The following is a 23,625-nucleotide window of genomic DNA, read 5'->3' as shown; positions in this document are numbered from 1 at the left end:
CGAAGACACAAGCGGCTTCAGCCGCGATCGGTATCGGCCCGCGGCTGAAGCCGCTCCTACAGCCGCTCGCGGCCGGTAAGGATCGGATACGGGTTGATCGCGGTGCCTTCCCACCAGCGCTTCTCGGGACCGAGGACGAAGATCGCGAAGTGCAGGTGCGGGGCGTCCTCGCTGGCGTTGCCGGTGCTGCCGACGTAGCCGATCACCTCGCCACGGCGCAGCGCGTCGCCTTCCTCCAGCCCCTCGGCGTAGCGGTCGAGGTGGGCGTAGTAGTAGGCGTGGCGGCCGGTCGGTTCGAACTGGTAGATGGTGAGGCCGCCACGGTCGCTGGTGAACAGCTTCTCGACGGTACCGTCGGCGACCGCGAGCACCGGCGTGCCGCGCGGCGCCATGATGTCGATCGCCTCGTGCACGCGGCCCTGGCCGCGGGCGTCGTCGTATGTGTTGGACAGCTGCGCGGCCTCGATGCCGCGGACCGGGACGAGCAGGCCGGCGGTGGGGCTTGCCGTGGTCGCGTCGCTCGCTGGCGTCGACGGCGTTGGCGCGCGCGGGATGTCACTGGCGGGAGGCGATGCACCAGCCGGCGCTTCGTCGGTCTTGCGCGGACCGCGGGCTGGTTCCCCGGTATCGACCGGCACCGCCCCGTCGGCCGGCACCGCACCCGCAGACGGCGGGGCCACCGGCGACTCCACCCGTTCCGCCGGCGCACCCGGCATGTCGGTCGGCTTCGCGTGCTGGGTACGCTCGCGCTCGAACACCAGCGCCGCCACCGGGTCGGTGCGGTCGCGGGTCATCGCGAAGTAGACGAGGTTGGCGCCGACCAGCAGCCCGGCGGCGAACACCAGCGCGTACCGCAGCATCGCCATGCCGCGCCGCTCCGGCGTCACTCCTGCAGCACCGCGCGCGTGCCCGGGCCGACCGCCCTGGCCAGCGCGCGCGCGCTCCAGTTGGTCATGCGGATGCAGCCGTGCGACTGGGTCTTGCCGATCGTCGACGGCTCGGGCGTGCCGTGGATGCCGTAGTGCTCCTTCGACAGGTCGATCCAGACCACGCCGACCGGGTTGTTCGGCCCGGGCGCGATCTCGGCCTTGCTGTGGCTCGGATCGGCGTCCCAGAACAGGTCGGGGTTGTAGTGGAACACCGGGTCGTTGGCGACGCCCTCGATCTTCCACTCGCCGATCGGCAGCGGGTCGTGCTCGCTGCCCATCGTCGCCGGCCACTGGGCCACGACCTTGCCGTCGGCACCGACCAGCCGCACCACCGCATCGGACTTGTCGACCACCACCTCGCCACCCTCGGGCAACGCGGCGGCGGCGACGTTGGGCACCCGCCAGCTGGCGCCGGCCTCGAGCTGTGCGCCCGGATTGAGCTTGCGCAGCAGCGCCGGGCTGGCGTGGAACTTCTCGCCAAGCGCCTCCAGCGCGGAGGTGTAGCCGAGCCGTTCGAGCCTGGCCTTGGCTTCCATGTCCGACGGGATCTCGCTGAACGGGCCGGAGACATCGGCGTCGGTCAGCGTGTAGGCGACCACCACGTCGGCGGTGTCCATGTTGAGCGCATCCCAGGTCGCCGAGTCGACCACGCCGGTCGGGTCGAGGCCGCGGCTGCGCTGGAAGCCCTCGATCGCCTGCCGGGTGTTGCCGCCGAAAGCGCCGTCGATCTCGCCGGGGGAGAAGTGCGCGCGGTCGAGCAGCACCTGCGCGCGCAGGGTCGCGGCGCCGGAATCGCCATCGCCGACCTCGGTGGCGAGGGTGGCGTCGTTGGGATCGGTGGCCGTCTTTGCGGTCGCGGCCTGGTCGCTGTTCCCGCTCGTCCGGGCGTCACCCGCGTCGTCCTGCGCCATGGCGGCGAAAGGTGTCAGCGCAAGCGCGCAGGCCAGCGCGACGGCGGTATGGAGCGGGGTCCGGATGCGGTGCGGCGCGGCGGTTCGGTTCACGGGATCGATACCTGGCGGGGTTTCGATCGATGCTGCGCGAGCGCTATTCGGCGAGGCGTGAAACCCGGCGCCCAGCCTTGCTGGCGACTGAAGCGCCAGCGTCGGCCACCGCCCCGCAACCGAGGAACCGCGAGCCCTCCAGCCACTGGCTGTCGGGGTAGTAGGCGAACAGCAGCTGGCCGTCCTTGAGCGTGTCGATCAGCTCCTGCGCGATCTCGTCGCGCACCGCCGGGCAGCCGAAGCTGCGCCCGAGCCTTCCCTGCCGCAGTGCCTGTTCGGGATCGACGTAATCGGCGCCGTGCATCACGATCAGCCGCTCGCGCGCGTGGTCGTTGAAGCCCGGCTCCAGCCCGTCCATCCGCAGCGAGTAGCCGTTGCCGCCGACGTAGGTCTCGGCGGTGCTGAACAGCCCGAGACTCGTCATCCAGCTGTCCTGCTCGTTCGAGAACCGCGTGGTCATGTTGCCGCCGCTGTACTTGCCGTGGGCGACGTGCTCGGCGTGCAGCAGCTCGGCGTCGTCGAGGTCGAACACCCACAGCCGCGGCTCGGTCGACGGCCGCGAGTAGTCGATCACCGCGAGCCGCTCGACGTCGCCGATCGCGCCGCCGAGCGTGGCGCACTGGCGGGCCTCCAGCGCCAGCGCGATGACCTGCGGGTCGGCGTCGGGCGCGGCGAGGGCGAGGCGCTCGGCGAGGGTGGCTCGACGGGCGAGTGACGCGGTGACGGGCGCTGCGGGCGGAGCGACCGCGGCGGCCAACTCGTCGACAGGCGCTGCCGCGGTGTCCATGTCCTGCGCGACAGGGCCGGGCGTGCTGCCGCAACCGGCGAGCGAGGCCGCCAGCAATGTGGCCAGCGCATGCGCCAACGGGCGGGAACGGGGAGCGAAAACCATCCTCACATTTTATTGACACCACTCTTGCGGCAACTGAACGCGATGAACATCCGGTCAGGCTGGCACCGCGAACACGCGTAGGAGCGACGTAAGTCGCGACCCACTGAACTGCGACAGGCGTCGATCAACGCGACGCCGATTCGCGCGATCACGGATTTCGTGGGTGCAGTGCTTTCGCGGGATCCGTTTGTCAGTGGGTCGCGGCTTACGTCGCTCCTACGAGAACCCGGCGAGCTTCTGCTTCGTTGCCTGCTCCCATCCCTCCCATGGGTCCTTCCGCAAGCCGGCGGCGCGACGCAGGGCGCGTTCGAGGTTGTAGTCGGCGCCCGACTTCGTCCGCCCCAGCTCGTCCCAGCGCAGCGGCACCGCAACGCCGGCGCCGGCGCGCGCGCGCAGCGACCAGCTGGCGACGCTGGTGGCGCCGCGGCCGTTGCGCAGCCAGTCGATGAAGATCACGCCTTTGCGCTTGGCCTTCGAAGCGGTGGCGACGTACTTGTCCGGCGCCTGCGTCGCGAGCGCGTCGGCGAACGCCTCGCAGAACGCCTTCGCCTCGGCCCAGCCCGGCCCCGGCGCGATCGGCACCACCACGTGCAGGCCCTTGCCACCCGACAGCCGCAGGAAGCCCCGCATGCCGATCTCCTCCAGGCGCGCGCGGATGTCGCGGGCGGCGGCCTTGATCGCCGGCCACTTCACCCCCTCGCCCGGGTCGAGGTCGAACACCAGCCGGTCGGGGTGCTCGACGTCATCGACCCGCGAGCCCCACGGGTGCAGCTCGAGCACGTTCATCTGCACCAGGTCGAGCAGGCCGGCGACATCGTCGATATAGACGTAGTCCCCGGTTGCACCGACGCCCTTCTCGCGGATCGGCACCGCGTGCACGTGATCGCCGAGGCTGTCGGCGTGGTGCTTCTGGAAGAAGCACGGGCCCTTGACCCCGTCCGGGCAGCGCAGCATCGACAGCGGCCGGCCGGCGACCTCCGGCAGCAGCTGCGGCGCGATCGCGCGGTAGTAGTCGGCGACCTGCTGCTTGGTGATCTTTTCCGCCGGGTAGACCAGCTTCCCCGGGCTGCTCAGCCTGAAGGTGTCGGTTTCGCCCACGTCGCTCGCCTCCTTGTCATCGCGCAGCCGCTGGAAACTGGCCTGCCGCAGCAGCCCCTCCTTGCCCCAGCCGCGAAACGCCAGCTCGGCCACCAGCCGCGGCTCGACCCAGGTCACGTCGCGCGGCGCGAACGGGACGTGCGCCGGCAACAACACGGTCGGCTCGCGGCGCGACAGCTTCTCCAGCCGAGCGGTCAGTGAACGCAGCTTCGCATCGTCGAACCCGGTACCGACCCGGCCGACGTACTTGAGCCGCCCGGCGTCGCGCGTGGCCATCAGCAGCGAACCGAACCCTACCCGCGAACGCTTCGGTGCGGTGTAGCCGACCACGATGAATTCGTCGGTCTGCGCGTGCTTGATCTTCAGCCAGGTCTGCGAGCGCCCCGGCGCGTAGTGCGCGCTGGCGGCCTTGCTGATGATGCCCTCCATTTCCTGCCCGCGGCTGGCGGCGAACACCTCGTCACCGTGGCCGACGATGTGCCGGCTGTACGCAAGCACGCCGTCCTTCTCGACGCCTTCCAGCAGTTCCTCCAGCAGCACCTTGCGCGCGTCCAACCGGGTGCCGGTGAGATCGATGCCGGCCAGCGTCGGCAGATCGAAGACGACGTAACGCAGGGTGGCGTTGGCGCTGCCCTCGATCGTGCGCTGCAGCTCGGAGAAGCTGTTGCGGCCCTTGGCGTCGAGCGCGATCAGTTCACCATCGAGGCTGGCATCGCCAACGCCGAGCGCCTCCAGCGCGGCGACGATGTCGGGGTAGTCGGCGGTCCAGTCGAGGCCGTTGCGTGAGCGCAGGCTGGCCCGGCCACCATCGATACGCGCGAGCAGCCGGTAGCCGTCCCACTTGAGTTCGTGCAGCCAGCCCTCACCGGCCGGCGGGGACGCGCGCAGGGTCGCCAGTTGCGGATCGACCGCGGTGGAGCCACGCAGCGGTTTCGCATCGTCAAGTGCGGCGGCGCGGGCGGCCCAGTCGACTTTGTGGCGGCGGCGCGGTTTGCGCACGGGGGCCGTCGTCTTCGTCGGCGGGTTCGCGCGTGCATCGGCGGACCTGGGCGGCCCCGACGGCCGCCGTCCCTTCCAGCCCTTCGGCGTCTGGGCGTCGGTCAGCTGGTCGGCCTCGGTGTCGGCGGCGTACTCGTCGTCGCGCTTGATCAGCAGCCACTGCGGCTTGCTGGCCCGGCTTTTACCGGCACCGCCTCCCGTGCGCACCAGCTTCCAGCCGCCGCCGAGCTTCCGGCCGTGCAGGACGAAGTCGATCTTGCCGGCCGCCAGCGCCTCCAGCGGGTCGCCGTTGCTGCTCCACACGCCGCGGTCGAACAGGTCGACGTGGCCGGCGCCGTAATGGCCCTCGGGGATGTCGCCCTCGAAGTCGGCGTAGCCCAGCGGATGGTCCTCGACCTCGACCGCAAGGCGCTTCTCGCCGACCCGCAGCGACGGCCCCTTCGGCACCGACCAGCTCTTGAGCGCGCCGTCCATCTCCAGCCGGAAGTCGTAGTGGCGCACGCTGGCGTGGTGCAGCTGGATGACGAAGATCGGCCGCCGGCCGCGCTTGCCGTGGGCGCCGTCGGCGGGCTCCGGGGTCTGGTCGAAGCGGCGCTTGCGGGCGTATTCGCGCAGGCTCATGGGGCGGCTTTACGCGGCCTTCCTGCCGGACGCTTTCTTCTTCGCCGCGGTCTTCTTGGCTGCCGGCTTCTTCGACGCGGCCTTCTTCGCGGTCTTCTTCGCCGCCTTCTTCGGTTTGGCGTCCTTTCCGTCGTCATCGGCCGCCTTGCCGGCCTTCTTCGCCGGCGTGCGCTGCTTCCTGGCGATGCTCTGCTGCAGCAGTTCCATGAAGTCGACCACGTTGGTCGCGGCATGCTCGTGCACCGGCGGTTCCTCGTCGCCGTGCTTCACCACGCCCTTGTCCTTCATCCGCCTGGTGATGACGTCCTGCAGGCGCTGGCGGAACTCGTCGCGGTACTGCTCCGGCTCCCATTCGCCGGACATGGTCTGGATCAGCTGCTCGGAGAACTCCAGCTCCTTGTCGGTGATGCGGTACTCGCTGCTCTTGCCCTCGGGGATGCGGTACTCGTCGATGTCCACCAGCTCCTGCGGGTAGCGCATCATCATCAGCAGCAGCGCGTTGTCCTGCGGCATCACCGCGCACAGGCTCTCGCGGGTGCGGATCACCACCCGTGCGATGCCGATCCTGCCGGTCTTCGCCAGCGCCTCGCGCAGCAGCACGTAGCCCTTCTCGGCCTTCTTGGCCGGCACCAGCACGTAGGGTTTCTCGAAGTACTGCGGGCCGATCGCGGCGACGTCGACGAAGGCCTCGACCTCGATCGCGTCGTGGCTCTCCGGCGCGGCCGACTTGATGTCGTCGGGTTCCAGCACGACGTAGCTGCCCTTGTCGTACTCGAACGCCTTGACGATGTCCTTCCACGCGACTTCCTCGCCGGTCTCGGCGTTGACCCGCTCGTAGCGGATCGGCTGGTTGTTGCGCGAGTCCAGCATCCGGAACGAGATGTCGGTCTTGCGTTCGCCCGACATCAGCGACACCGGGATGTTGAGCAGGCCGAACGACAGCGTTCCGGACCAGATCGGGCGGGCCATGGCGGGGCTCCTGCTGCGCTGCGGGCGGGCCGTCGAGTATCGAGAGGCAAACGTGACGCGCGTGTTGAATGGCGGCGCCGGGTTCACCGCGGTTTGCCGCCGCCGGCGCTAGCGTCGTGCCAGCCCCGCCCCGGAGACGACCGATGACCCGCAACGCCGAACGCGTCCACACCGACCCCGCCGCGATCGCCGCGATGCATCGCAACATCGAACGGCTGCCCAACGGCGCCCACGTGGTGCTGGGCCTGGAGGACGGCAGCGAGGTCACCGGCATCGTCGCCGCGCGGCCGGTCGCGCAGGTGTTCTTCGGCCCCGACGGCAGCGAGGGCATGAACGCGGTGGTGCGGATCGAGCAGCCGGCGCTGGACCACCCCGAAGCGGCCGGCTGGCGCGACCTGTGGGTCGACAGCATCCGCGAGGTGCGCCGGCTCGACCCCGGGCACCGCCTCGACTGAGCCGAGCCGTTACTGCAGCAGCATCCGGGTGACCCCGTTGGTCCAGCCGATGTCGTACTTCTCGACCAGCTTGCCCTGCAGGCGCATGCGAGCTCCCGTGCGAACCGGTGGCCAGTCCGCGATGGCCGGCATGGACGTGGCGTGGCCGCGACCGCACCCAAAAAGAAAACCCGGCCGAGGCCGGGTTTTCCTGGATCACGTTGCGGCCGCCGTGGCGGCTGCGTCGTCGATGCCTTACAGCGCTTCGACCATGTCCGCCTGCAGGCCCTTCTGGCCCTGGGTCACGGTGAAGCTGACCTTCTGGCCTTCCTGCAGCGACTTGAAGCCGTTGCCCTGGATGGCGCGGAAGTGGACGAAGACGTCCTCGCCGTTCTCACGGCTGATGAAGCCAAAGCCCTTGGCATCGTTGAACCACTTGACGGTACCGGTTTCACGGTTCGACATTTTCTTGCTCCCTGGAACAGTTTTTTGTGTAGTGCCGCGGATGCGGCGGGGTGCTGGTTGCAAGGAGTAAGCGAGGTGCAACGATGTAGCGGATCTGGGATCTACGGCATCGGGCCACGATTCACGGTGACCCTGGCAAGCAGCACGCGAACCCTAGCCCGCCCTGCGGCCGATTGCAATAACACGTCGATGACGGCCGTGCGCCCCGTTCATGGCCGCCCCGGCGGGCAGTATCCTGTCGCCCTGCCCGCGGCCCGTCGCCGCCTGCCGAGACAGCCCCGATGACCGACACCCCGCCCGACCGCCTCGCCACCGATCCCCGCAGCCCGCACCACGACGCGGCCGTGCTCGAGCGCGGCATCGGCATCCGTTTCAACGGGGTCGAGCGCCACAACGTCGAGGAATACTGCGTCAGCGAGGGCTGGGTCCGCCTGCCCGTCGGCAAGTCGCTGGACCGCCGCGGCCAGCCGATGACGATGAAGGTCAACGGCACGGTCGAGCCGTACTTCCTCGACACCGCCGGCCAGGACTGACCGGCACCCGCGCCGCCCGCGGCTGCCGCCCCCCCCCGCCGCCGGGCCGCGGCATCGCCGCGCCGCCGCCGATGACCACCCGAAGCCTGTCGTTCCACCACCCCGTCGCGTTCTGGCTCGGCTGCGCCCTGCTGGTGGCCGGGGTGTTCTCGCACATGCCGATGTTCCTGATGGGCCGGCACACCCACTGGCAGATGGTCGGCATGCCGATGGACGGTTGGATGCTGGCCGGCATGGCGGTCATCCCGGCCGGGCTGGCGCTGGCGTTCTACGGACTGATGCCGCGGCTGGCGCAGATGCGCCGGGTGCTGTCGGGCGCCGGCGAGCCGCTGCGGTTCCACGTCGCCGACGGCGCCGCGCTCAACCGCGAACACTGGAAGCTGGTGGCGGTGCTGGTGGTGGCGCTCACCGTCGACGTCATGAAGCCGGCCACCACCGGCTTCGTGATCCCGGGCATGACCGCGGAGTACGGCATCGCCGAGCAGTCGGCCGGCCTGCTGGCGCTGGTGGCGCTGGTCGGCACCACCCTGGGTTCGGTCGCGTGGGGCCGGCTGGCGGACGTGTTCGGGCGCCGCGCGGCGATCCTGCTGTCGGCGCTGATGTTCATGGGCACCGCGATCTGCGGGGCGATGCCGGCATTCGAGTGGAACCTGGTGATGTGCTTCCTGATGGGCGCGTCGGCCGGCGGCCTGCTGCCGATCGTGTTCACCCTGATGGCCGAGACCATCCCGGCCGCCCACCGCGGCTGGCTGCTGGTCGCGCTCGGCGGCATCGGCACCTCGGCCGGCTACCTCGCCGCGGCCGGCGCGGCGACCCTGCTGGAGCCGCTGCTGAGCTGGCGGGCGCTGTGGCTGCTGGGGCTGCCGACCGGCGCACTGATCATCTTCCTCAACCGTTTCATTCCCGAATCGCCGCGGTTCCTCGCCAGCGTCGGCCTGCCGGACCAGGCGCGGGCGGTGCTGGCGCGGTTCTCGACGCTGGCGCCGGAGCGCGACGAGGCCGGCCACCCGCCGCCGCCGGTCATCGACGAGCGCCACCCGGTCGCCGGCCTGCGCCAGCTGATGCGCGGCCGCCACGCCCGGATCAGCTGGGCGCTGGCGACCTGCGGCGTGGCCTGGGGGCTGGTGACGTTCGGCTTCGTGCTGTGGCTGCCGGTCAACCTGGTGCAGTTGGGCGTCGACCCGGAGGCCGCCAGCGCGCTGCTGGCGCAGTCGGCGCTGCTGGCGCTGCCGGGCATCGGCGTGGTGGTGTGGCTGTACCACCGCTGGAGCTCGGTGCGCTCGCTGGTGCTGTTCATCGCGCTGACCGCGCTGTCGCTGCTTGCGTTCGTCGCGATCGACCTGGCCGGGCTGCGCTCGGCGACCATCACCACCGCGGCCACCGCGGCACTGCTGGTCAGCAGCAGCGGGGTGATCGCGATGCTGATCCCGTACGCGGCGGAGATCTTCCCGGTGCACCTGCGCGGCACCGGCGCCGGGGTGATCGCGGCCAGTTCCAAGTTCGGCGGCATCCTCGGCGCCGGCCTCGGCGTGGCCGGGCTGTTCGCGCACCTGTCGTGGTCGGCGCTGCTGATCGCGCTGCCGATGGCGGCTTCGGCGGCGATGCTGCTGCGCAGCGGCATCGAGACCCGCGGCCACCGGCTGGAGGACATCCAGCACGCGCTGGGGCACGACGTCGCCTGAGCACGGCTGCGTGGGTGGGCGCGACGCTCAGCCCAGCGCGGTGTCCAGCAGCATCATCAGCACGAAGCCGACCATCAACCCGGCGGTGGCGAACTTCTCGTGCCCCTGCCGGTGCGACTCGGGGATGATCTCGTGGCTGACCACGAACAGCATCGCCCCGGCCGCCACGCCCAGCCCGATCGGCAACAGCAGCGGCAGCGCGACCACCGCGGCCGCGCCGGCCACCGCGCCGACCGGTTCGACCAGGCCCGAGGCGACGCCGACCAGCACCGCCGGCACCCGCGCCATGCCCGCGGCGATCAGTGCGACCGCCACCACCAGCCCTTCGGGGATGTCCTGCAGCGCGATGCCGGTGGCCAGTGCGTGGCCGCGGCCGATGTCGGTCGCGTAGGCGACGCCGATCGCCAGGCCCTCGGGCAGGTTGTGCAGCGCGATCGCGAACACGAACAGCCAGGTCCGCCGCAGCCGCGGCCAGTTGGCGCCCTCCGGCCCCTTGATGAAATGCTCGTGCGGCACCGCCCGGTCCATCGCCATCACCAGCGCCGCGCCGGCCAGGATCGACAGCCCGACCAGCAGGCCCGCGCCCCAGGCGCCGGCGCCCTGCGACAGCGCCGCGTCGATCCCCGGCAGCACCAGCGAGAACGCGGTGGCCGCCAGCATCACGCCGGCGCCGAAGCCGAGCAGGGTGTCCTGGGTGCGCCGCTCGATGCCCTTGGCGAACAGGGCCGGCAGCGTGCCCGCCGCGGTCGCCGCGGCCGCCGCCGAACCGCCGACCAGCGCGGCGAGCACCGGCGAGGCCTCCAGCGCGCTCACGCCTTGAGCTTCCAGCCGGTGCGGAAGATCCACCACACCGCCGCGAGGCAGGCGACGAGGAAGCCGACGATCGCCGCCAGGCTGACCCCGACGTTGACGTCCGCCACCCCGTAGAAGCTCCAGCGGAAGCCGCTGATCAGGTACACCACCGGGTTGAACAGGGTGATCTTCTGCCATACCGGCGGCAGCATGCTGATCGAATAGAACGCACCGCCGAGGAAGGTCAGCGGCGTCACCACCATCAGCGGGATCACCTGCAGCTTCTGGAAGTCGTCGGCCCACAGCCCGATGATGAAACCGAACAGGCTGAAGCTGACCGCGGTCAACAGCAGGAAACACAGCATCCACAGCGGATGGGCGATCTCGTAGGGCACGAAGATCCGCGCCGTCACCAGGATCAGCAGCCCGAGGATCAGCGACTTGGTCGCCGCCGCGCCGACGTAGCCGATCACCACCTCGATGTACGACACCGGCGCCGACAGCAGCTCGTAGATCGTGCCCGACCACTTGGGCATGTAGATGCCGAACGAGGCGTTGGAGATGCTCTCGTTGAGCAGCGACAGCATGATCAGGCCGGGGATGATGAAGGCGCCGTAGCCGACCCCGTCGATCGCGCCCATCCGGGAGCCGATCGCCGCGCCGAACACGACGAAGTACAGCGAGGTCGACAGCACTGGCGAGGCGATCGACTGGGTGATGGTGCGGAAGGTGCGCGCCATCTCGAACCGGTAGATGGCCCGGATGCCGTGGATGTTCATGCCGCCTCCTCCCGCGCCGAACGCACCAGGCCGACGAAGATCTCCTCCAGCGAACTCTCGCTCGAATGCAGGTCCTTGAAGTCGACGCCGTGGTCGGCCAGCTGCCGCAGCAGGGTGGCGATGCCGGTGCGCTCGCCCTGCACGTCGTAGGTGTAGGTCAACGACGTGCCGTCGGCGGACAGTTCCAGCGGCAGCGACTGCAGCGCGGCGGGGACCGCCTGCAGCGGCGCCTGCAGCGTCAGCACCAGCTGCTTCTTGCCGAGCTTGCGCATCAGCTCGGCCTTGTCCTCGACCAGTACCAGTTCGCCCTTGTTGATCACGCCGATGCGGTCGGCCATTTCCTCGGCCTCCTCGATGTAGTGCGTGGTCAGGATGATGGTGACGCCCCGCTCCCTGAGGCGGTGGACCATCTGCCACATGTCGTGGCGCAGCTCGACGTCGACGCCGGCGGTGGGTTCGTCGAGGAACAGGATGGTCGGCTCGTGCGACAGCGCCTTGGCGATCAGCACGCGCCGCTTCATGCCGCCCGACAGCGCGAGGATCTTGCTGTCGCGCTTGTCCCACAGCGACAGGTCACGCAGCACCTGCTCAAGGTAGGCGTCGTCGGGCGCCTTGCCGAACAGGCCGCGGCTGAAGCGCACCGTCGCCCAGACGCTCTCGAACGCGTCGGTCGACAGCTCCTGCGGCACAAGGCCGATCTTCGCGCGCGCGGCGCGGTAGTCGCGGACGATGTCGTGGCCGTCGGCCAGCACGGTGCCGGAGCTGGCGTTGACGATGCCGCAGACGATGCTGATCAGCGTCGTCTTGCCGGCGCCGTTGGGCCCGAGCAGGGCGAAGATCTCGCCGCGGCGGATGTCGAGGTCGACGCCCTTGAGCGCCTGGAAGCCGGAGGCGTAGGTCTTGGTAAGTGCGCGGATGGAGATGACGGGCGGCACGGGGCGTCCTGCGGGCACGGGGAGCCCAGATTGCACGCGGCGGCGGCGGCGATAAACCCTTCCGGCGGGAGAGTGTGTTCCGCGTTGCGGCGGCGCGGCCCCTCGACGGCCCGCTAACACCCGCCTGACCACGATGGCCTGTCCGCGTGCCGGTTCCGGCGCGCCCACCAGCCCCTCGATCCCAGCCAGGAGTCCACCCATGAGCCAGATCCTCGTCGTCGTCGGCAGCCTCCGCCAGGAGTCGTTCAACCGCAAGCTCGCCGAAGCGATGGTGAAGCTGGCGCCACCCGACTGCAGCTTCACCTTCGCCGAAATCGGCGACCTGCCGCTGTACAATCAGGACGACGACGCCAACCAGGCCGAGCCGGTGAAGCGCCTGAAGGCGCAGATCGCCGCTGCCGACGGCGTGATGTTCGTGACCCCCGAGTACAACCGCGCAATGCCCGGCGTGCTCAAGAACGCGATCGACCACGCCTCGCGCCCGTACGGCCAGAGCGCCTGGGCCGGCAAGCCGGCCGGCGTGATCGGCGCGTCGATCGGCGCGATCGGCAGCGCGCTGGCGCAGCAGCACCTGCGCAACACGCTGGCCTACCTCGACATGCCGACGCTCGGCCAGCCGGAGGCCTTCATCCAGGTCAAGGACGGGCTGTTCACCGAGGACGGGCAGATCGGCGAGGACAGCCGCAAGTTCCTGCAGGGCTGGATGAACGCCTTCCTCGCGTGGGTCCGCAAGCACGCCTGAGGCCCCGGCAGCAGGGCACCGCGAACGCGACCGCGGTCATGGTTTGCAGCGACGGGACGGCGGCGGCCATTGCGTCCGGCCGCCGGCGCCGTACGATCCGGCGATCCACCTTCGGGAGTCCGTCCATGAAACGCCTGCTGCTCGCTGCATCGCTCGCCCTGCTCGCCGTCTCGCCCGCCGCGCTGGCCGGCAAGGGCCATGGACACGGAAACGGCCATGGCAACGGGAACGGCCACGACAACGGCAAGCACAAGGGCTGGAAGAAGCACGGCTTCAACCGCGGCGAGCACATCCCGGTGGTCTACCTGGAGCGTCGCTACTACATCGAGGACTACCGCGCGCACCGCCTGGCGCCGCCGCCGCGCGGCCACCGCTGGGTGCGTACCGACGACGGCAAGTACGTCCTGATCGCGGTCGCCACCGGCATCATCGCGGACATCCTGCTGCACCACTGAGCGGCCATTGCGGTGCACCGGAGAGCCCCGCCGCGCGCGGGGCTTCTCGTTTGCGGCGCCAGTCGCGGCGGGTGCGACGACTCCGACCGACACTGCCCGCCTCCCCGTCAGGAGGACGCCGCGGCGGCGGTCGGCACTGGGCGCCGGCTCGCCGCCGCGGCACTTGGCGCGCTAACCGCGCTGGCAGTCCCGCGCCCGCTGCAGCAGCAGCGCGCGCTCGCGGTCGTTGCGGGTCAGGCTGGCGGCACGTTCGAACTCGCCGCATGCCTCGTCGGTGCGGCCGAGCCGGGCCAGCAGGTCGCCGCGCACCGCCGGCAGCAGGTGGTAGTCGCGCAGCAGCGGCTCGCCGGCGAGGTCGTCGACCAGTTGCAGGCCGGTGCCCGGACCGTCGGCCATCGACACCGCGACCGCGCGGTTGAGTTCGACCACCGGCGACCCGGTGACCCCGGCCAGTTCCCCGTACAGCGCCGCGATGCGCGCCCAGTCGGTGTCTTCGGCCGTTTGCGCACGCGCGTGGCAGGCGGCGATCGCGGCCTGCAGCGCGTACGGGCCATCGGCGCCACCCAGTTGCACGGCGCGCTCCAGCGACGCCAGCCTCTGGCCGATCAGCACCCGGTCCCAGCGCGCGCGATCCTGCTCGGGCAGCAGCACCGGCGTACCGTCCGGGCCGGTACGCGCGTCGGCCCGCGAGGCCTGCAACTCCATCAGCGCCAGCAGCCCGTGCACCTCCGGTTCGGCCGGCGCGAGCCCCGCCAGCAGCCGGCCCAGCCGCAGCGCCTCCGCGCACAGCGCCGGCCGCATCAGGTCTTCGCCGGCGGTGGCGGCGTAGCCCTCGTTGAAGATCAGGTAGACCACGCCGAGCACCGACGCGAGCCGCTCGGGCAGTTCGTCGCGGCGCGGCACCTCGAACGGCACCCGCTTCTTCGCCAGGGTCTTCTTGGCCCGCACGATGCGCTGGGCGACGGTCGGCTCGGGCTGCAGGAACGCGCGGGCGATCTCGGCCGTGGTCAGGCCGCCGAGCATCCGCAGGGTCAACGCGACCTGCGCCTCGACCGGCAGCACCGGATGGCAGGCGGTGAACACCAGCCGCAGCAGGTCGTCGCCGATGTCGTCGTCCAGCCGCGCGGTGTCGTCGGGGGTGCCCATCGGTGCCGGCTCCAGCGCCTCACCGAACTGCTCGTGGCGCTCGCGCACGAGGCTGTCGTGGCGGATCCGGTCGATCGCCCGGCGCTGGGCGGTGGTCATCAGCCACGCGCCGGGGTTGTCCGGCACGCCGCTGGCGGGCCAGTGCTCCAGCGCCGCCACCAGCGCGTCCTGGGCGAGGTCCTCGGCGAGGCCGACGTCGCGCAGCATCCGCGCCAGCCGCGCGATGACCCGCGGCGACTCGGTCCGCCAGATCGCATCGATCGCGCGGTGGACATCGTGGCGGGACGCGGGGTTCGTCATCGGCGTGGATGACACCACCCCCGGCGCGGGCCGGCAAGTGTCGAAGCGGGTGGTCGCGACGCGACGCGCGGGCGGCAACGGCACGGGCCATGATCGGGCGCCTGGGGTCCACTACGCGACTCCTCCACACGGGTCCTGTCCATGCGACGGGCGTAGGGGCGCTGGTTCGACACCCGCCGCGGCCGGCAACTGCGGCATCATTCGCAGACCCACCACACCGGAGCCGCCGATGCAATTCCTGCTGCTGGTCTACAACGACGACACACTGCTCGACGCGGTGCCGGAGCGCGAGTTCGACAGCCGCATGAAGGACTGCTTCGACAAGGCTGACGCGATGCAGCGCGACGGCCGGCTGCTGCAGTCGCAGCAACTCGAGTCGGTGCGCAAGGCGCGCTCGGTGCGTATCCGCGACGGCCGCACCCAGGTGCTGGACGGCCCGTTCGCCGAGACCAAGGAGGTGCTGGCCGGCTTCAACCTGATCGAGGCCGACAGCCTGGACGAGGCGGTGCGGATCGCGTCGGAGTTCCCGTGGGTGCAGACCGGCTGCATCGAGGTGCGGCCGGTGCGCGACATGCAGGCGGTGCGGGAGCGGGTCGGCGCCTGAGGCGCGGGTCGAAACTCAGCGGCGCAACGGCCCGTCGTTGCACCACAGCTCGCTCGCACTGGCCACCAGCGCCTGGTACTTGTACGGCGGCACGGTCTCGGTGATCGCGTACTCGGGCTGGGCGGTGTCGCGCTGGGCGGCGATCGCGGCGAGCGTGCCGTTGGCGTTGATCAGCCGCGCCACCACCGGCTTGGCGGCATCGCTGCCGCGGCGCAGCACCACGCCGACCTCGCGGTTGGCCAGCCGCACCGGGGTACCCGGCGGGAACACGCCGATCTCGCGCACCAGCAGGCTTGCAAGGTTGCCGTCGACCGCCTTGCCGCGCTCCAGGAACAGGCTGCGCAGCGCGTGGCGGGCGTGGATGGCCTCGCGGTACGCGCGCGGGCGCACCATCGCCGAGTAGATGTCGACGATCGCCAGCATGCGTGCGCCGGCACTGATCGCGTCGCCGTCGAGGCCGGCCGGGTAGCCGCTGCCGTCGAGCCGTTCGTGGTGCTGCAGCACCGCCTCCAGCCACAGCTCGTCATCGACCCCGGCGGCCTGCAGCAGCTCGACGCCGGCCTGCGGGTGGGTGTCGATCATCAGGCGCTGGTCCTCGGTCAGCGCGCCGGTCTGGCGGTTCAGCACCGCCGCCACCGGGCGCAACGCGACGTCGTAGGTCAGCGCGGCCGCGACCAGCGAGACGCCCGCCTCCGGGTCGAGCTGCTGGGCCTGCACCAGCACCTGGCACAGCGTCGCGGCGTGCAGCACCCGGGCGACGTCACCGTCGTCGCCGACCTCCAGTTGCATTGCCGCCAGCGCGGCGTCGGCGTCGCGGCCGACCAATGCCTGCAGCCTCAGCGCGAGCTCGCGCGCGTGCTCGCCGAGCCGGTCGGACTCGCAGGCCAGCAGGCCGTCGTGCAGGTCGCGCACTTCGCGCCGAAGCAGCTGCATCGCGCGGAACACCGGGATCTCGGGCGGCCGCGGGGTGGCGTCGTCCTCCTCGCTGCCGGCCTCCTCGTCAACCGGGTCGAGACTCTCCATCGGCGGCACCACGGCGCCACGACTGGTCCGGCTCTCGGGCACCACCAGGCCGCGCTCGAGGATGATGTCCAGGTGGGCCTGGCACACCAGCACCATGCCCTGGACGAACAGCAGCTTGCCCGCGCGGTCGTATACCGACCACGCCAGCGGTGCTCCCAACTCGATTTCGTCCGCACTGACGGCCCGCACAACAGCCTCCCGGCGACCAGACGCGAGGTCGCGCTTTCAGGCTATCGGCCGGCGGCGGATTTCCTTAAGGCCTCGGACCCGTCAGCGGGCCGCGACAGCGCCGTGCGCGGTCAGGCGCCGGCGGGACGCACGTCGATGCCGAGCGCCGGGGCGAGGACGCGCATCGCGTCGTCGTCGCGGCTCTGGGTGATCCAGCCGGCGTGGCCGTCGTCGGTCTCGCGCACCCACAGGGTGTAACCGTGCTCGCGCAGGCGGTCGAAAGCAGTGGCGAGCAAATCCTCGAGTTCCGCGCTCTCGAGCACGTCGTCGTCGGTCGGGTCCTCCACGCCCCAGTCGATGTGCAGGTTCCAGCGCGCGGCCAGTGAGTCGAGGCACTGCACCAGCCCGGCGGCGTCATCGGCGCGTACCTGGAAGCCGGCACGCCAGTCGACCACGTCCTGCAGCAACGCGGCGACACCGGCGCCGTCGCCACCGCCGTCGGCCCAGGCGTCCTGGAACGCGGCGAACTGCTGCCGCGCCTCGTCCTCGTCGCCGGGGTTGACCAGCAGCAGCACCTGCCAGGCCACCGATTCGATGTCGGCGTCACTGTCCTCGTCGACATCGGCGCCGGGCCGGTAGGCGTTGGCGAAGTTGTCGTCGGGATCGTATTCGTCGGCGCTCATCGTCCGGTCACCACGGCAGCGGCGTGCCGTTGGCATGCCAGAAGCTGCCGCTGTCCTCCAGCGCCAGCCCGTCGAGCCGCTCGACCAGTTGCGCCGCCGACTGCTCCGGGCTGACGTCACCGGTGCCGCCGACCATGTCGGTCGCCACGTAGCCCGGGTGCAGCAGGAACACCGCGATGCCGCGCGGCCTCAGGTCGAGCGCGAGCGACTTGCCGATCGCGTTGACCGCCGCCTTCGACGCGCGGTAGCCGTAGTAGCCGCCGGAGCCGTTGTCGGCCACCGAACCCATCCGGCTGGTGACGATGCCGACCTTCGCACCGTCGGCCAGCCGCGGTTCCAGCGCCTGCGCCACCCGCAGCGGGCCCAGCGCGTTGACCTCGAACTGGCGCCGCATGCTGTCGAACGCGGCGTCGTCGAGCGCGCCCAGCGACTCGTTGCCGAGAATGCCGGCGTTGAGCAGCAGCACGTCGATGCGGGTGTCGCCGAGGCGGTCGGCGAGCGCGGCCAGGGCCCGGTCGTCGGTGACGTCGACGCCGGCCTCGACCCGGGCGCCGGTGGCGTCCAGCGCGTCGCTCGACTGGCGGCAGGCGGTGATCACGCGGTCGCCGCGGGCGGTGTAATGGCGGGCCAGCGCGAGGCCGATGCCACGGTTGGCGCCGGTGATCAGCACGGTCTTCATCAGGAGCACTCCATTGGGGACCCCACATGGGTGGCGCTGCCGGCGGCCGCAATCAAGGCCTTTGGGCGGCGCTCGCCGGCGTGGCGTCGACTGCGGGCGGCCGCGGTCAGGGCGCGTGCACGGCGTCACGTCGGCGCCCGGCCTCGCGGTCGAAGCAGTGCCGGCCGGCGCCGTGGCTCCACTCGTCCGGGATCGCGGCATCGCGGGTCCGCGCGGTGTCGGTCGCGAACCGCGCGCACAGGCGGTAGCGACGCGCACCGAGCGCCTCGTAGACATAGGGCGCGCCATCGACCGGGTCGGCGATGGCGACGCGTTGGCCGGGCTGGCGCGCCAGCGTCTGCAGGTCGGGCGGGAGCCGGTCGTGCTCGCGCGCGTACAGATCGAGCAACTGGCCGATCTGCTGCAGATCCTGCACGCGGTGCTGGTCGATCCGCACGTCGCGCTGCGCCGACGGCGAGCCGATCACCCACACCGCGGCGATGACCGTGGCAGCCACCACCACGCTGGCGAGGATCGCAAGGAGCCGGCCACTCATGCCTCACGCTCCTCGCGACGCAGGTCGCGCAGGTAGTGGCCGAACACGGTGCCGGCGATCACCGCGACCACCAGCACCTTCAGCCCGAACCGCAGCGTCAGCTCGCCGCCGAGCACGTTGTGGACGAGCGCGATCAGGTCGCCGATCAGCACCGTGGCGGCGATGAACAGGGTCAGGTAGGTCAACCAGCGACGCACCGCCGACAGCCGCCGGCCCGGGTTGCGCGCCTCCTCGCGCGCCAGCAGCCGCGCGATCCACAGGAACACCGGGAACGCGATGACCAGCGAGGCCACCGACCAGCGCATCGACTGCGCCAGTCCGCCGACCGCCCACGCCGGGTCCGCCGGGTCGGGGAAGGCGTGGTTGACCAGGTCGAACAGCAGGCTGCCGAGGTGCCAGGCCGACAGGTAGAGCGTGGCGAACAGCAGCAGGTGGAGGAACGCGTCGCGCGGCGAGAGGTGCGCGCGCGGTCGCGGCACGGGCATCGGGAAGTCGACCTCGGCGTAGCCGGCGAGCACGCCGTGCACCTCTTCCGGCGGCCAGCCGGCGGCGGCCAGCGCGGCCTCTATCCGCGGACGCGCCTCGCCGCGCGCCAGCGCCTCGTGTACGAACCGTTCCAGCTCCTGCGTGGCCGTGGCCATGGTGGCTCCGTGGTGGTTTGGCGTCCCCGCAAAGGCTACCGCGGTCGCGCGGCGGCGGCACGGGCGGCGGTGCGGCGGCCTGCTCCATCGCACCGCCGGGCGCTTCGTCGCCGCATCCGGCGTTTCGTCACACCGCCCGCCTGTGCCGCGTCTCTGCTCGCTATGCTCCGCCGCAATTGCTCGTCGCCACTGCTCGCCGCAACCGGCCGCCCACCCTCCGGTGCGGACACGCCAACGCAAGGACATCCCATGATCAAGAGCTTCTTCTTCGTCCTGCGCCTCGCCATCGCCTGGATGCTGGCGATCTTCCTGGTCGCCATCCTGTGGTCCAACCTGCCGCTGATCGGCTGGATCGACTGGCCGATCGTGCTGGCCGGGATGATCACGATGGCGCTGGTGGTGGCAGGGGCGCTGTCGCACCTGGGCCGGGTCCGGCTGATCGCCGGGCGCATCGACAAGGCGACCCTGGCCAACCGGCAGCGCCGCCAGATCGAGATCCCGTTCGAAGCCGGCGAGGCGTTCGACCTGCTCGACGCCGCGATCCGCGAGCTGCCACGCATCGAACACGTCGAGAGTGCGCGCGACAGCCTGCAGGTGCGTGCCCGGGTCGGCCGCCCGAGAACCTACGGCGAGCATTCGATGGGCCGCTGGAACCCGTTGCTGTGGTGGTTCGGCATCCCGCGCAACCAGATCCTCGCGACCGTCACCCCCGGCCACGACACCGGCAGCGTGACCCTGATCTGCGAGCCGGAAGCGCCGGCGTGGAGCGACTGGTTCCAGGTCGACGACGCCACCAACTACGAGAACGCCGAGGCGATCAGCCGGGCGATCACCCGCCGGGTCGGCGAGCGCCGCCGCGGCGAGAAGGCCGACGCCGCCCAGACCGCGACCGAGAAGGAGCTGACCGTGGCGCGGCTGAGCCTGCTGCACGCGCAGGTGGAGCCGCACTTCCTCTACAACACGCTGGCCAGCGCGCAGCTGCTGACCCGCAGCGACCCGGCCCGCGCCGACGAGATGCTCGGCCACCTGATCCAGTACCTGCGCCGCTCGCTGCCCAGCGTCGACGAGGAGATGTCGACCCTCGGCGCCGAGCTCGAACGCGCGCTGGCCTACCTGGAGATCCTGCGGATCCGCATGGGCCCGCGGCTGCAGGTGCAGGTCGACGTACCCGAGCCGCTGCGCGCCACCGTGCTGCCGCCGATGATGCTGCAGACGCTGGTGGAGAACGCGATCAAGCACGGGCTGGAGCCGCGCACCGGTGGCGGCACCGTCTGGATCCGCGCCCGCGCCGCCGACGGCGACGTGGCGATCACCGTGGCCGACGACGGCAACGGCTTCAACAGCAAGACCAGCGGTACCGGCATCGGCCTGAAGAACGTGCGCGAGCGGCTGCGGCTGGCGTTCGGCGGCGACGCCTCGCTGGCGGTGGTCGCCAACTTCCCGGCCGGCGTCGCCGCGACCCTGTCGGTACCGGCCCGCTACCAGCGCGAGGTGTCCCATGCCTGAGCACGCCCCCACCTGCATCGTCGCCGAGGACGAGGCGCTGCTGCGGCGCGCCCTGCTCGACCAGCTCGCCAGCGCATGGCCGCAGCTGCGCGTGCTGGTCGAGTGCGAGGACGGCGCCGGCGCGGTCGAGGCGCTGGCCGAACACCACCCCGACGTCGCCTTCCTCGACATCCGCATGCCCGGCCTGACCGGCCTCGACGTCGCCGCGGCCGCGGTCGAGGCCAGCCCGGCGACGCAGATCGTGTTCGTCACCGCCTACGACCAGTACGCGGTCGATGCGTTCGAGCGCGGCGCGGTCGACTACCTGCTCAAGCCGATCAGGCCGGAGCGGCTGGCGACCACGATCGAGCGGCTGCAGTCGCGCAGCGGCAACAACGAGGCGGCCGCGCTGGCCGGCCTGCTGGAACGCCTCGGCGCGCATCCCGGGCTGCAGCAGCGCGGCGCCGACGCGCCACCGCCGCTGACCTGGCTGACCGCCAGCGCCGGCCGCGAGACCCGCCTGATCCTGGTCGACGAGGTCGCGTACTTCCGCGCCGACAACAAGTACACCACCGTCGTCACCGCCGACGGCGAGGCGCTGCTGCGCACGCCGATCAAGGACCTGCTGGCGGTGCTGGACGGCAACACGTTCAAGCAGATCCACCGCTCGACCATCGTCAACCTCAAGGCGGTCGCCGGGGTGGTCCGCGACGACAGCGGCCGCGGCACCGTGCGGCTGAAGTCGCGGCCGGAGACGCTCGCCGTCAGCGCACCGTTCATGGCGCTGTTCCGGCACATGTAGCCCGCCCCGCAGCCCCGCCGCCCGCCCGCGCATCCCTTGCGCCGTACGTTCGATCGAGGTGTCCCCGTGTCCAAGCTCATCGCCCTGCTCTACGTCGTGCTCGCGCTGGCCGGGATCGACCCCGGCGATGCCGTGCCACTTCAGCGGCTCGCGCAGGGCGACGCGCCGGCGCCGCGCTGCCACCAGCTGCCGGGACTGGACCGGCTGGTGCTGTGCGTCGACCCGTGCGGCGGTGACTGCCGGCCCGCGCCGGTGGCACCGCTCTCCGCTCCGAAGCCGCCCGGCAGCGCCGCGGCCGCGATCGACTGAGCGCACCGAACCCCGCGCCTTCCATCGGTTGACCATGCCGCCGCCGAATGCGGCATCCTTGCGCGATGGCCCTGCATCCCCTGTTCCGCTCGCCCCGCCGCCTGGTCGCGTTGGCCGCCGCACACCCTTCGGCGTTGCTGCTGGCGGCGCAGTTGCTGAGCCTGCTGGTGTACCCGGCGATGGACGCCACCCGCGACGGCCGGGTGGTGTTCGGCGCGATGGCACTGGTGGTGGTGCCGCTGACGGTCTGGGTGGTGCGCAACAGCCGCTCGACCAACTGGGTCGCCTGGGCGCTGGCGGTGCCGGCGATCGTGCTGTCGCTGGTCTCGATCGCACTCGATCGGCCGGGGCTGGTCGCGGTCTCCTCGGCGCTGGAGTCGGCGCTGTATTTCTACGCCGCCATCGCGCTGATCCGCTACATGCTCGACGACCACCGGGTCAGCGTCGACGAGCTGTTCGCCGCCGCCGCCACTTTCACCCTGCTGGCGTGGGGCTTCGCCTACGCGTTCCTGGTGTGCCAGGCGCTTTACCCGGACAGCTTCACCGGCATGGTCGAGCCCGAGCGCCCGCGGCGCTGGATCGAGCTGCTGTTCCTGAGCTTCTCGACGCTGTCGGGCACCGGCAACGGCGACATCATGCCGATCGGCGCACAGGCGCGCGCGGTGGTGATGCTGGAGCAGTTCGCCGGCGTCGGCTACATCGCCGCGGTGGTCGGCAGGGTGATCGGCCTGACCCTCAACCGCACGCGCACCGACCGCAGCCGCTGAGTCAGCGCCGGTCCAGCGCGACCCGCAGCACCGGCATCGTGGTGACGTCGTCGACGCCCTTGAACGCGACGATCTTCTCGCGCAGGTCGGCCAGCTCCGACGGAGTGTCGGCCTGCACCAGCACCAGCATGTCGATCTCGCCGGCGACGCTGTGGCAGGTGCGCACCGCCGGCAGCGCGGCCAGCAGCGGCATCACGTCGTCGCAGCTGAAGCCGTCGGCATAGCGCAGCAGCAGCCACGCCTGCAGCGGGTCGCCGCCGCTGCCCAGCCGCACCGTGTACTGCGCGATCACGCCGGCCGACTCCAGCCGCTGCAGGCGCTCCTGCACGCTGCTGCGTGCCAGGCCGACCGCCCGGGCCAGCGCGACGGTCGACAGTCGCGCGTTGTCCTGCAGCAGGGCGATGAGCGTGCGGTCGGTGGCGTCGAGCGGCTTCAAGGCAGGGCCTTCGATAGGGCGGCGGACCCGTCATTCTGCCGGGTTGAGACCGGCGCCGCCGCGCGCGCATCGTGGTGGCCCACCCACCCCGGCCCCACCGATGACCCTCGCCCTCGACCTGCCCACCGCACTGATCCCGATCGACGTCCAGCAGGCGTTCGACCTGTCCGCCAGCAGCAACCCGGCGATGGAGGCCAATGGCCTGCGCCTGCTCGCGGCGTGGCGCGCCAGCGGCCGCCCGCTCATCCACGTGCGCCACGACTCGGTCCAGCCCGGCTCGCCGTTCCGGCCGGGACAGCCCGGCAACCCGCTGCGCCCGGGCTTCGAGCCACTCGGCGACGAACCGCTGGTCAGCAAGTCGGTCAACGCCGCCTTCATCGGCACCGACCTCGACCTGCGCCTGCGCCGGCTCGGCGTGCAACAGGTGGTGCTGTTCGGCATGACCACCGACATGTGCGTGTCGACCAGCGCGCGCGTCGCGGCCAACCTCGGCTACCGTACCGTCGTGGTCGGCGACGCGACCGCCTGCTACGAGCTGGTCGATGCGGGTGGCGCGACGGTCCCGTCGGCGCAGATCCACCGCGCCCACCTGGCGACCCTGCACGCCGAGTTCGGCAGCGTGGTCGACACCGCGGCAGTGGTCGCCGCACTGGACGAGCCGGCGCACGCCGGCCGACCGCGATGACGCACCAACGCGCGCGGCCACGGCAGCGCCGTG

Annotated in this window: 28 protein-coding genes; 11 read left to right on the top strand and 17 right to left on the bottom strand. The window is 71.4% G+C overall.

Features of this window, described 5'->3' with window-relative positions; genetic code table 11:
- Nucleotides 1-56 precede the first annotated feature (56 nt).
- The 5 genes from N799_RS11210 to ku form a co-directional block, all read right to left on the bottom strand.
- Nucleotides 57-716, bottom strand: a complete 660-nt coding sequence (locus tag N799_RS11210; protein WP_081974991.1) for a M23 family metallopeptidase — start codon at nucleotides 714-716, stop codon at nucleotides 57-59.
- 167 nt (nucleotides 717-883) lie between these two features.
- Nucleotides 884-1,840: a L,D-transpeptidase family protein gene (locus N799_RS11205; protein WP_081974990.1), complete on the bottom strand. Its 957-nt coding sequence runs from the start codon at nucleotides 1,838-1,840 to the stop codon at nucleotides 884-886.
- Nucleotides 1,841-1,976: 136 nt separating this feature from the next.
- Nucleotides 1,977-2,720, bottom strand: a complete 744-nt coding sequence (locus tag N799_RS11200) for a murein L,D-transpeptidase catalytic domain family protein (RefSeq protein WP_052101494.1) — start codon at nucleotides 2,718-2,720, stop codon at nucleotides 1,977-1,979.
- A 321-nt stretch (nucleotides 2,721-3,041) separates the two neighbouring features.
- Nucleotides 3,042-5,543 (bottom strand): DNA ligase D, encoded by a 2,502-nt coding sequence (ligD, locus tag N799_RS11195; RefSeq protein WP_036212369.1) that lies wholly within the window; start codon nucleotides 5,541-5,543, stop codon nucleotides 3,042-3,044.
- Nucleotides 5,544-5,552: 9 nt separating this feature from the next.
- Nucleotides 5,553-6,512 carry a non-homologous end joining protein Ku gene (gene ku, locus N799_RS11190; RefSeq protein WP_036212368.1) on the bottom strand — a complete coding sequence of 320 codons (960 nt, stop codon included), beginning with the start codon at nucleotides 6,510-6,512 and terminating at the stop codon, nucleotides 5,553-5,555.
- 143 nt (nucleotides 6,513-6,655) lie between these two features.
- On the opposite strand from ku, the gene N799_RS11185 reads away from it, so the two are divergent.
- On the top strand, nucleotides 6,656-6,967 hold the full coding sequence (locus N799_RS11185; RefSeq protein WP_036212367.1) for a DUF3247 family protein: 312 nt from the start codon (nucleotides 6,656-6,658) through the stop codon (nucleotides 6,965-6,967).
- A gap of 9 nt (nucleotides 6,968-6,976) precedes the next feature.
- Here N799_RS11185 and N799_RS16015 read toward each other — a convergent pair whose 3' ends face one another.
- Together N799_RS16015 and N799_RS11180 are read right to left on the bottom strand one after the other, a co-directional pair.
- Nucleotides 6,977-7,099, bottom strand: coding sequence for an alpha,alpha-trehalase (locus tag N799_RS16015; RefSeq protein WP_238978932.1), 123 nt, complete (start codon nucleotides 7,097-7,099; stop codon nucleotides 6,977-6,979).
- A gap of 102 nt (nucleotides 7,100-7,201) precedes the next feature.
- A complete protein-coding gene (locus N799_RS11180) occupies nucleotides 7,202-7,411 on the bottom strand; it encodes a cold-shock protein (RefSeq protein ID WP_036212365.1) in 210 nt (69 codons plus the stop codon).
- Nucleotides 7,412-7,692: 281 nt separating this feature from the next.
- On the opposite strand from N799_RS11180, the gene N799_RS11175 reads away from it, so the two are divergent.
- Together N799_RS11175 and N799_RS11170 are read left to right on the top strand one after the other, a co-directional pair.
- A complete protein-coding gene (locus N799_RS11175) occupies nucleotides 7,693-7,944 on the top strand; it encodes a DUF3297 family protein (RefSeq protein WP_036212363.1) in 252 nt (83 codons plus the stop codon).
- Between the two features lie 71 nt (nucleotides 7,945-8,015).
- Nucleotides 8,016-9,626 (top strand): MFS transporter, encoded by a 1,611-nt coding sequence (locus N799_RS11170; protein WP_036212361.1) that lies wholly within the window; start codon nucleotides 8,016-8,018, stop codon nucleotides 9,624-9,626.
- A 27-nt stretch (nucleotides 9,627-9,653) separates the two neighbouring features.
- Here N799_RS11170 and N799_RS11165 read toward each other — a convergent pair whose 3' ends face one another.
- Genes N799_RS11165 through N799_RS11155 form a run of 3 tightly spaced genes read right to left on the bottom strand, consistent with a single transcriptional unit; the run spans nucleotide 9,654 to nucleotide 12,132 of the window.
- A complete protein-coding gene (locus N799_RS11165; RefSeq protein WP_238978930.1) occupies nucleotides 9,654-10,439 on the bottom strand; it encodes a ZIP family metal transporter in 786 nt (261 codons plus the stop codon).
- Nucleotides 10,436-11,197: an ABC transporter permease gene (locus N799_RS11160; RefSeq protein WP_036212359.1), complete on the bottom strand. Its 762-nt coding sequence runs from the start codon at nucleotides 11,195-11,197 to the stop codon at nucleotides 10,436-10,438. Before N799_RS11160 ends, N799_RS11165 begins: the two co-directional genes overlap by 4 nt.
- Entirely contained in the window at nucleotides 11,194-12,132 is a 939-nt protein-coding gene (locus tag N799_RS11155) for an ABC transporter ATP-binding protein (RefSeq protein WP_036212357.1), read from the bottom strand. Before N799_RS11155 ends, N799_RS11160 begins: the two co-directional genes overlap by 4 nt.
- Nucleotides 12,133-12,331: 199 nt before the next feature.
- Here N799_RS11155 and N799_RS11150 point away from each other — a divergent pair, with 199 nt between their 5' ends.
- Together N799_RS11150 and N799_RS11145 are read left to right on the top strand one after the other, a co-directional pair.
- Nucleotides 12,332-12,874, top strand: a complete 543-nt coding sequence (locus N799_RS11150; RefSeq protein ID WP_036212351.1) for an NADPH-dependent FMN reductase — start codon at nucleotides 12,332-12,334, stop codon at nucleotides 12,872-12,874.
- Between the two features lie 125 nt (nucleotides 12,875-12,999).
- Nucleotides 13,000-13,329, top strand: a complete 330-nt coding sequence (locus tag N799_RS11145; RefSeq protein WP_052101493.1) for an RcnB family protein — start codon at nucleotides 13,000-13,002, stop codon at nucleotides 13,327-13,329.
- 171 nt (nucleotides 13,330-13,500) lie between these two features.
- Here N799_RS11145 and N799_RS11140 read toward each other — a convergent pair whose 3' ends face one another.
- Nucleotides 13,501-14,775 (bottom strand): RNA polymerase sigma factor, encoded by a 1,275-nt coding sequence (locus N799_RS11140; protein ID WP_036212348.1) that lies wholly within the window; start codon nucleotides 14,773-14,775, stop codon nucleotides 13,501-13,503.
- Between the two features lie 229 nt (nucleotides 14,776-15,004).
- On the opposite strand from N799_RS11140, the gene N799_RS11135 reads away from it, so the two are divergent.
- On the top strand, nucleotides 15,005-15,379 hold the full coding sequence (locus N799_RS11135; RefSeq protein ID WP_036212346.1) for a YciI family protein: 375 nt from the start codon (nucleotides 15,005-15,007) through the stop codon (nucleotides 15,377-15,379).
- A 15-nt stretch (nucleotides 15,380-15,394) separates the two neighbouring features.
- On the opposite strand, the gene N799_RS11130 is transcribed toward N799_RS11135, so the two are convergent.
- The 5 genes from N799_RS11130 to N799_RS11110 form a co-directional block, all read right to left on the bottom strand.
- A complete protein-coding gene (locus tag N799_RS11130) occupies nucleotides 15,395-16,591 on the bottom strand; it encodes an HD-GYP domain-containing protein (protein WP_160279969.1) in 1,197 nt (398 codons plus the stop codon).
- Between the two features lie 110 nt (nucleotides 16,592-16,701).
- On the bottom strand, nucleotides 16,702-17,253 hold the full coding sequence (locus tag N799_RS11125) for a DUF6630 family protein (protein ID WP_036212342.1): 552 nt from the start codon (nucleotides 17,251-17,253) through the stop codon (nucleotides 16,702-16,704).
- 7 nt (nucleotides 17,254-17,260) lie between these two features.
- Nucleotides 17,261-17,932 carry an SDR family oxidoreductase gene (locus N799_RS11120; protein WP_036212341.1) on the bottom strand — a complete coding sequence of 224 codons (672 nt, stop codon included), beginning with the start codon at nucleotides 17,930-17,932 and terminating at the stop codon, nucleotides 17,261-17,263.
- 106 nt (nucleotides 17,933-18,038) lie between these two features.
- Nucleotides 18,039-18,467 (bottom strand): hypothetical protein, encoded by a 429-nt coding sequence (locus N799_RS11115; RefSeq protein ID WP_036212339.1) that lies wholly within the window; start codon nucleotides 18,465-18,467, stop codon nucleotides 18,039-18,041.
- On the bottom strand, nucleotides 18,464-19,108 hold the full coding sequence (locus N799_RS11110; protein WP_036212337.1) for a DUF5671 domain-containing protein: 645 nt from the start codon (nucleotides 19,106-19,108) through the stop codon (nucleotides 18,464-18,466). Before N799_RS11110 ends, N799_RS11115 begins: the two co-directional genes overlap by 4 nt.
- 249 nt (nucleotides 19,109-19,357) lie before the next feature.
- Here N799_RS11110 and N799_RS11105 point away from each other — a divergent pair, with 249 nt between their 5' ends.
- The 4 genes from N799_RS11105 to N799_RS11090 all read left to right on the top strand — a co-directional run bounded on the left by N799_RS11105 (nucleotide 19,358) and on the right by N799_RS11090 (nucleotide 22,471).
- Complete coding sequence (locus N799_RS11105) at nucleotides 19,358-20,614, top strand: histidine kinase (RefSeq protein WP_036212335.1); 1,257 nt, start codon at nucleotides 19,358-19,360, stop codon at nucleotides 20,612-20,614.
- Complete coding sequence (locus N799_RS11100) at nucleotides 20,607-21,395, top strand: LytR/AlgR family response regulator transcription factor (RefSeq protein WP_036212333.1); 789 nt, start codon at nucleotides 20,607-20,609, stop codon at nucleotides 21,393-21,395. The genes N799_RS11105 and N799_RS11100 overlap by 8 nt, the downstream gene beginning before the upstream one ends.
- A 66-nt stretch (nucleotides 21,396-21,461) precedes the next feature.
- A complete protein-coding gene (locus N799_RS11095; RefSeq protein WP_036212331.1) occupies nucleotides 21,462-21,704 on the top strand; it encodes a hypothetical protein in 243 nt (80 codons plus the stop codon).
- A 65-nt stretch (nucleotides 21,705-21,769) separates the two neighbouring features.
- On the top strand, nucleotides 21,770-22,471 hold the full coding sequence (locus tag N799_RS11090; protein ID WP_052101492.1) for an ion channel: 702 nt from the start codon (nucleotides 21,770-21,772) through the stop codon (nucleotides 22,469-22,471).
- A 1-nt stretch (nucleotide 22,472) separates the two neighbouring features.
- Here the strand turns inward: N799_RS11090 and N799_RS11085 are convergent, their stop codons facing one another.
- Complete coding sequence (locus tag N799_RS11085; RefSeq protein ID WP_036212329.1) at nucleotides 22,473-22,907, bottom strand: Lrp/AsnC family transcriptional regulator; 435 nt, start codon at nucleotides 22,905-22,907, stop codon at nucleotides 22,473-22,475.
- Between the two features lie 100 nt (nucleotides 22,908-23,007).
- Between N799_RS11085 and N799_RS11080 the strand changes: the two genes are divergently transcribed.
- A complete protein-coding gene (locus N799_RS11080; RefSeq protein WP_036212327.1) occupies nucleotides 23,008-23,592 on the top strand; it encodes a cysteine hydrolase family protein in 585 nt (194 codons plus the stop codon).
- Nucleotides 23,593-23,625 lie beyond the last annotated feature (33 nt).

Origin of the sequence: Lysobacter arseniciresistens ZS79 (genome assembly GCF_000768335.1) — a bacterium.
Lineage (GTDB): Bacteria > Pseudomonadota > Gammaproteobacteria > Xanthomonadales > Xanthomonadaceae > Novilysobacter > Novilysobacter arseniciresistens.
This window is presented reverse-complemented; position numbering and strand designations above follow the sequence as displayed.

Coding starts and splice junctions, on each gene's coding strand:
- N799_RS11115 (WP_036212339.1), bottom strand. CDS start 18,467: ATGAGTGGCCGGCTCCTTGCGATCCTCGCCAGCGTGGTGGTGGCTGCC.
- N799_RS16015 (WP_238978932.1), bottom strand. CDS start 7,099: ATGCCGGCCATCGCGGACTGGCCACCGGTTCGCACGGGAGCTCGCATG.
- N799_RS11145 (WP_052101493.1), top strand. CDS start 13,000: ATGAAACGCCTGCTGCTCGCTGCATCGCTCGCCCTGCTCGCCGTCTCG.
- ligD (WP_036212369.1), bottom strand. CDS start 5,543: ATGAGCCTGCGCGAATACGCCCGCAAGCGCCGCTTCGACCAGACCCCG.
- N799_RS11210 (WP_081974991.1), bottom strand. CDS start 716: ATGCCGGGTGCGCCGGCGGAACGGGTGGAGTCGCCGGTGGCCCCGCCG.
- N799_RS11185 (WP_036212367.1), top strand. CDS start 6,656: ATGACCCGCAACGCCGAACGCGTCCACACCGACCCCGCCGCGATCGCC.
- N799_RS11170 (WP_036212361.1), top strand. CDS start 8,016: ATGACCACCCGAAGCCTGTCGTTCCACCACCCCGTCGCGTTCTGGCTC.
- N799_RS11200 (WP_052101494.1), bottom strand. CDS start 2,720: ATGGACACCGCGGCAGCGCCTGTCGACGAGTTGGCCGCCGCGGTCGCT.
- N799_RS11125 (WP_036212342.1), bottom strand. CDS start 17,253: ATGAGCGCCGACGAATACGATCCCGACGACAACTTCGCCAACGCCTAC.
- N799_RS11100 (WP_036212333.1), top strand. CDS start 20,607: ATGCCTGAGCACGCCCCCACCTGCATCGTCGCCGAGGACGAGGCGCTG.
- N799_RS11160 (WP_036212359.1), bottom strand. CDS start 11,197: ATGAACATCCACGGCATCCGGGCCATCTACCGGTTCGAGATGGCGCGC.
- N799_RS11105 (WP_036212335.1), top strand. CDS start 19,358: ATGATCAAGAGCTTCTTCTTCGTCCTGCGCCTCGCCATCGCCTGGATG.
- N799_RS11175 (WP_036212363.1), top strand. CDS start 7,693: ATGACCGACACCCCGCCCGACCGCCTCGCCACCGATCCCCGCAGCCCG.
- N799_RS11140 (WP_036212348.1), bottom strand. CDS start 14,775: ATGACGAACCCCGCGTCCCGCCACGATGTCCACCGCGCGATCGATGCG.
- ku (WP_036212368.1), bottom strand. CDS start 6,512: ATGGCCCGCCCGATCTGGTCCGGAACGCTGTCGTTCGGCCTGCTCAAC.
- N799_RS11205 (WP_081974990.1), bottom strand. CDS start 1,840: ATGGCGCAGGACGACGCGGGTGACGCCCGGACGAGCGGGAACAGCGAC.
- N799_RS11090 (WP_052101492.1), top strand. CDS start 21,770: ATGGCCCTGCATCCCCTGTTCCGCTCGCCCCGCCGCCTGGTCGCGTTG.
- N799_RS11080 (WP_036212327.1), top strand. CDS start 23,008: ATGACCCTCGCCCTCGACCTGCCCACCGCACTGATCCCGATCGACGTC.
- N799_RS11120 (WP_036212341.1), bottom strand. CDS start 17,932: ATGAAGACCGTGCTGATCACCGGCGCCAACCGTGGCATCGGCCTCGCG.
- N799_RS11180 (WP_036212365.1), bottom strand. CDS start 7,411: ATGTCGAACCGTGAAACCGGTACCGTCAAGTGGTTCAACGATGCCAAG.
- N799_RS11135 (WP_036212346.1), top strand. CDS start 15,005: ATGCAATTCCTGCTGCTGGTCTACAACGACGACACACTGCTCGACGCG.
- N799_RS11110 (WP_036212337.1), bottom strand. CDS start 19,108: ATGGCCACGGCCACGCAGGAGCTGGAACGGTTCGTACACGAGGCGCTG.
- N799_RS11150 (WP_036212351.1), top strand. CDS start 12,332: ATGAGCCAGATCCTCGTCGTCGTCGGCAGCCTCCGCCAGGAGTCGTTC.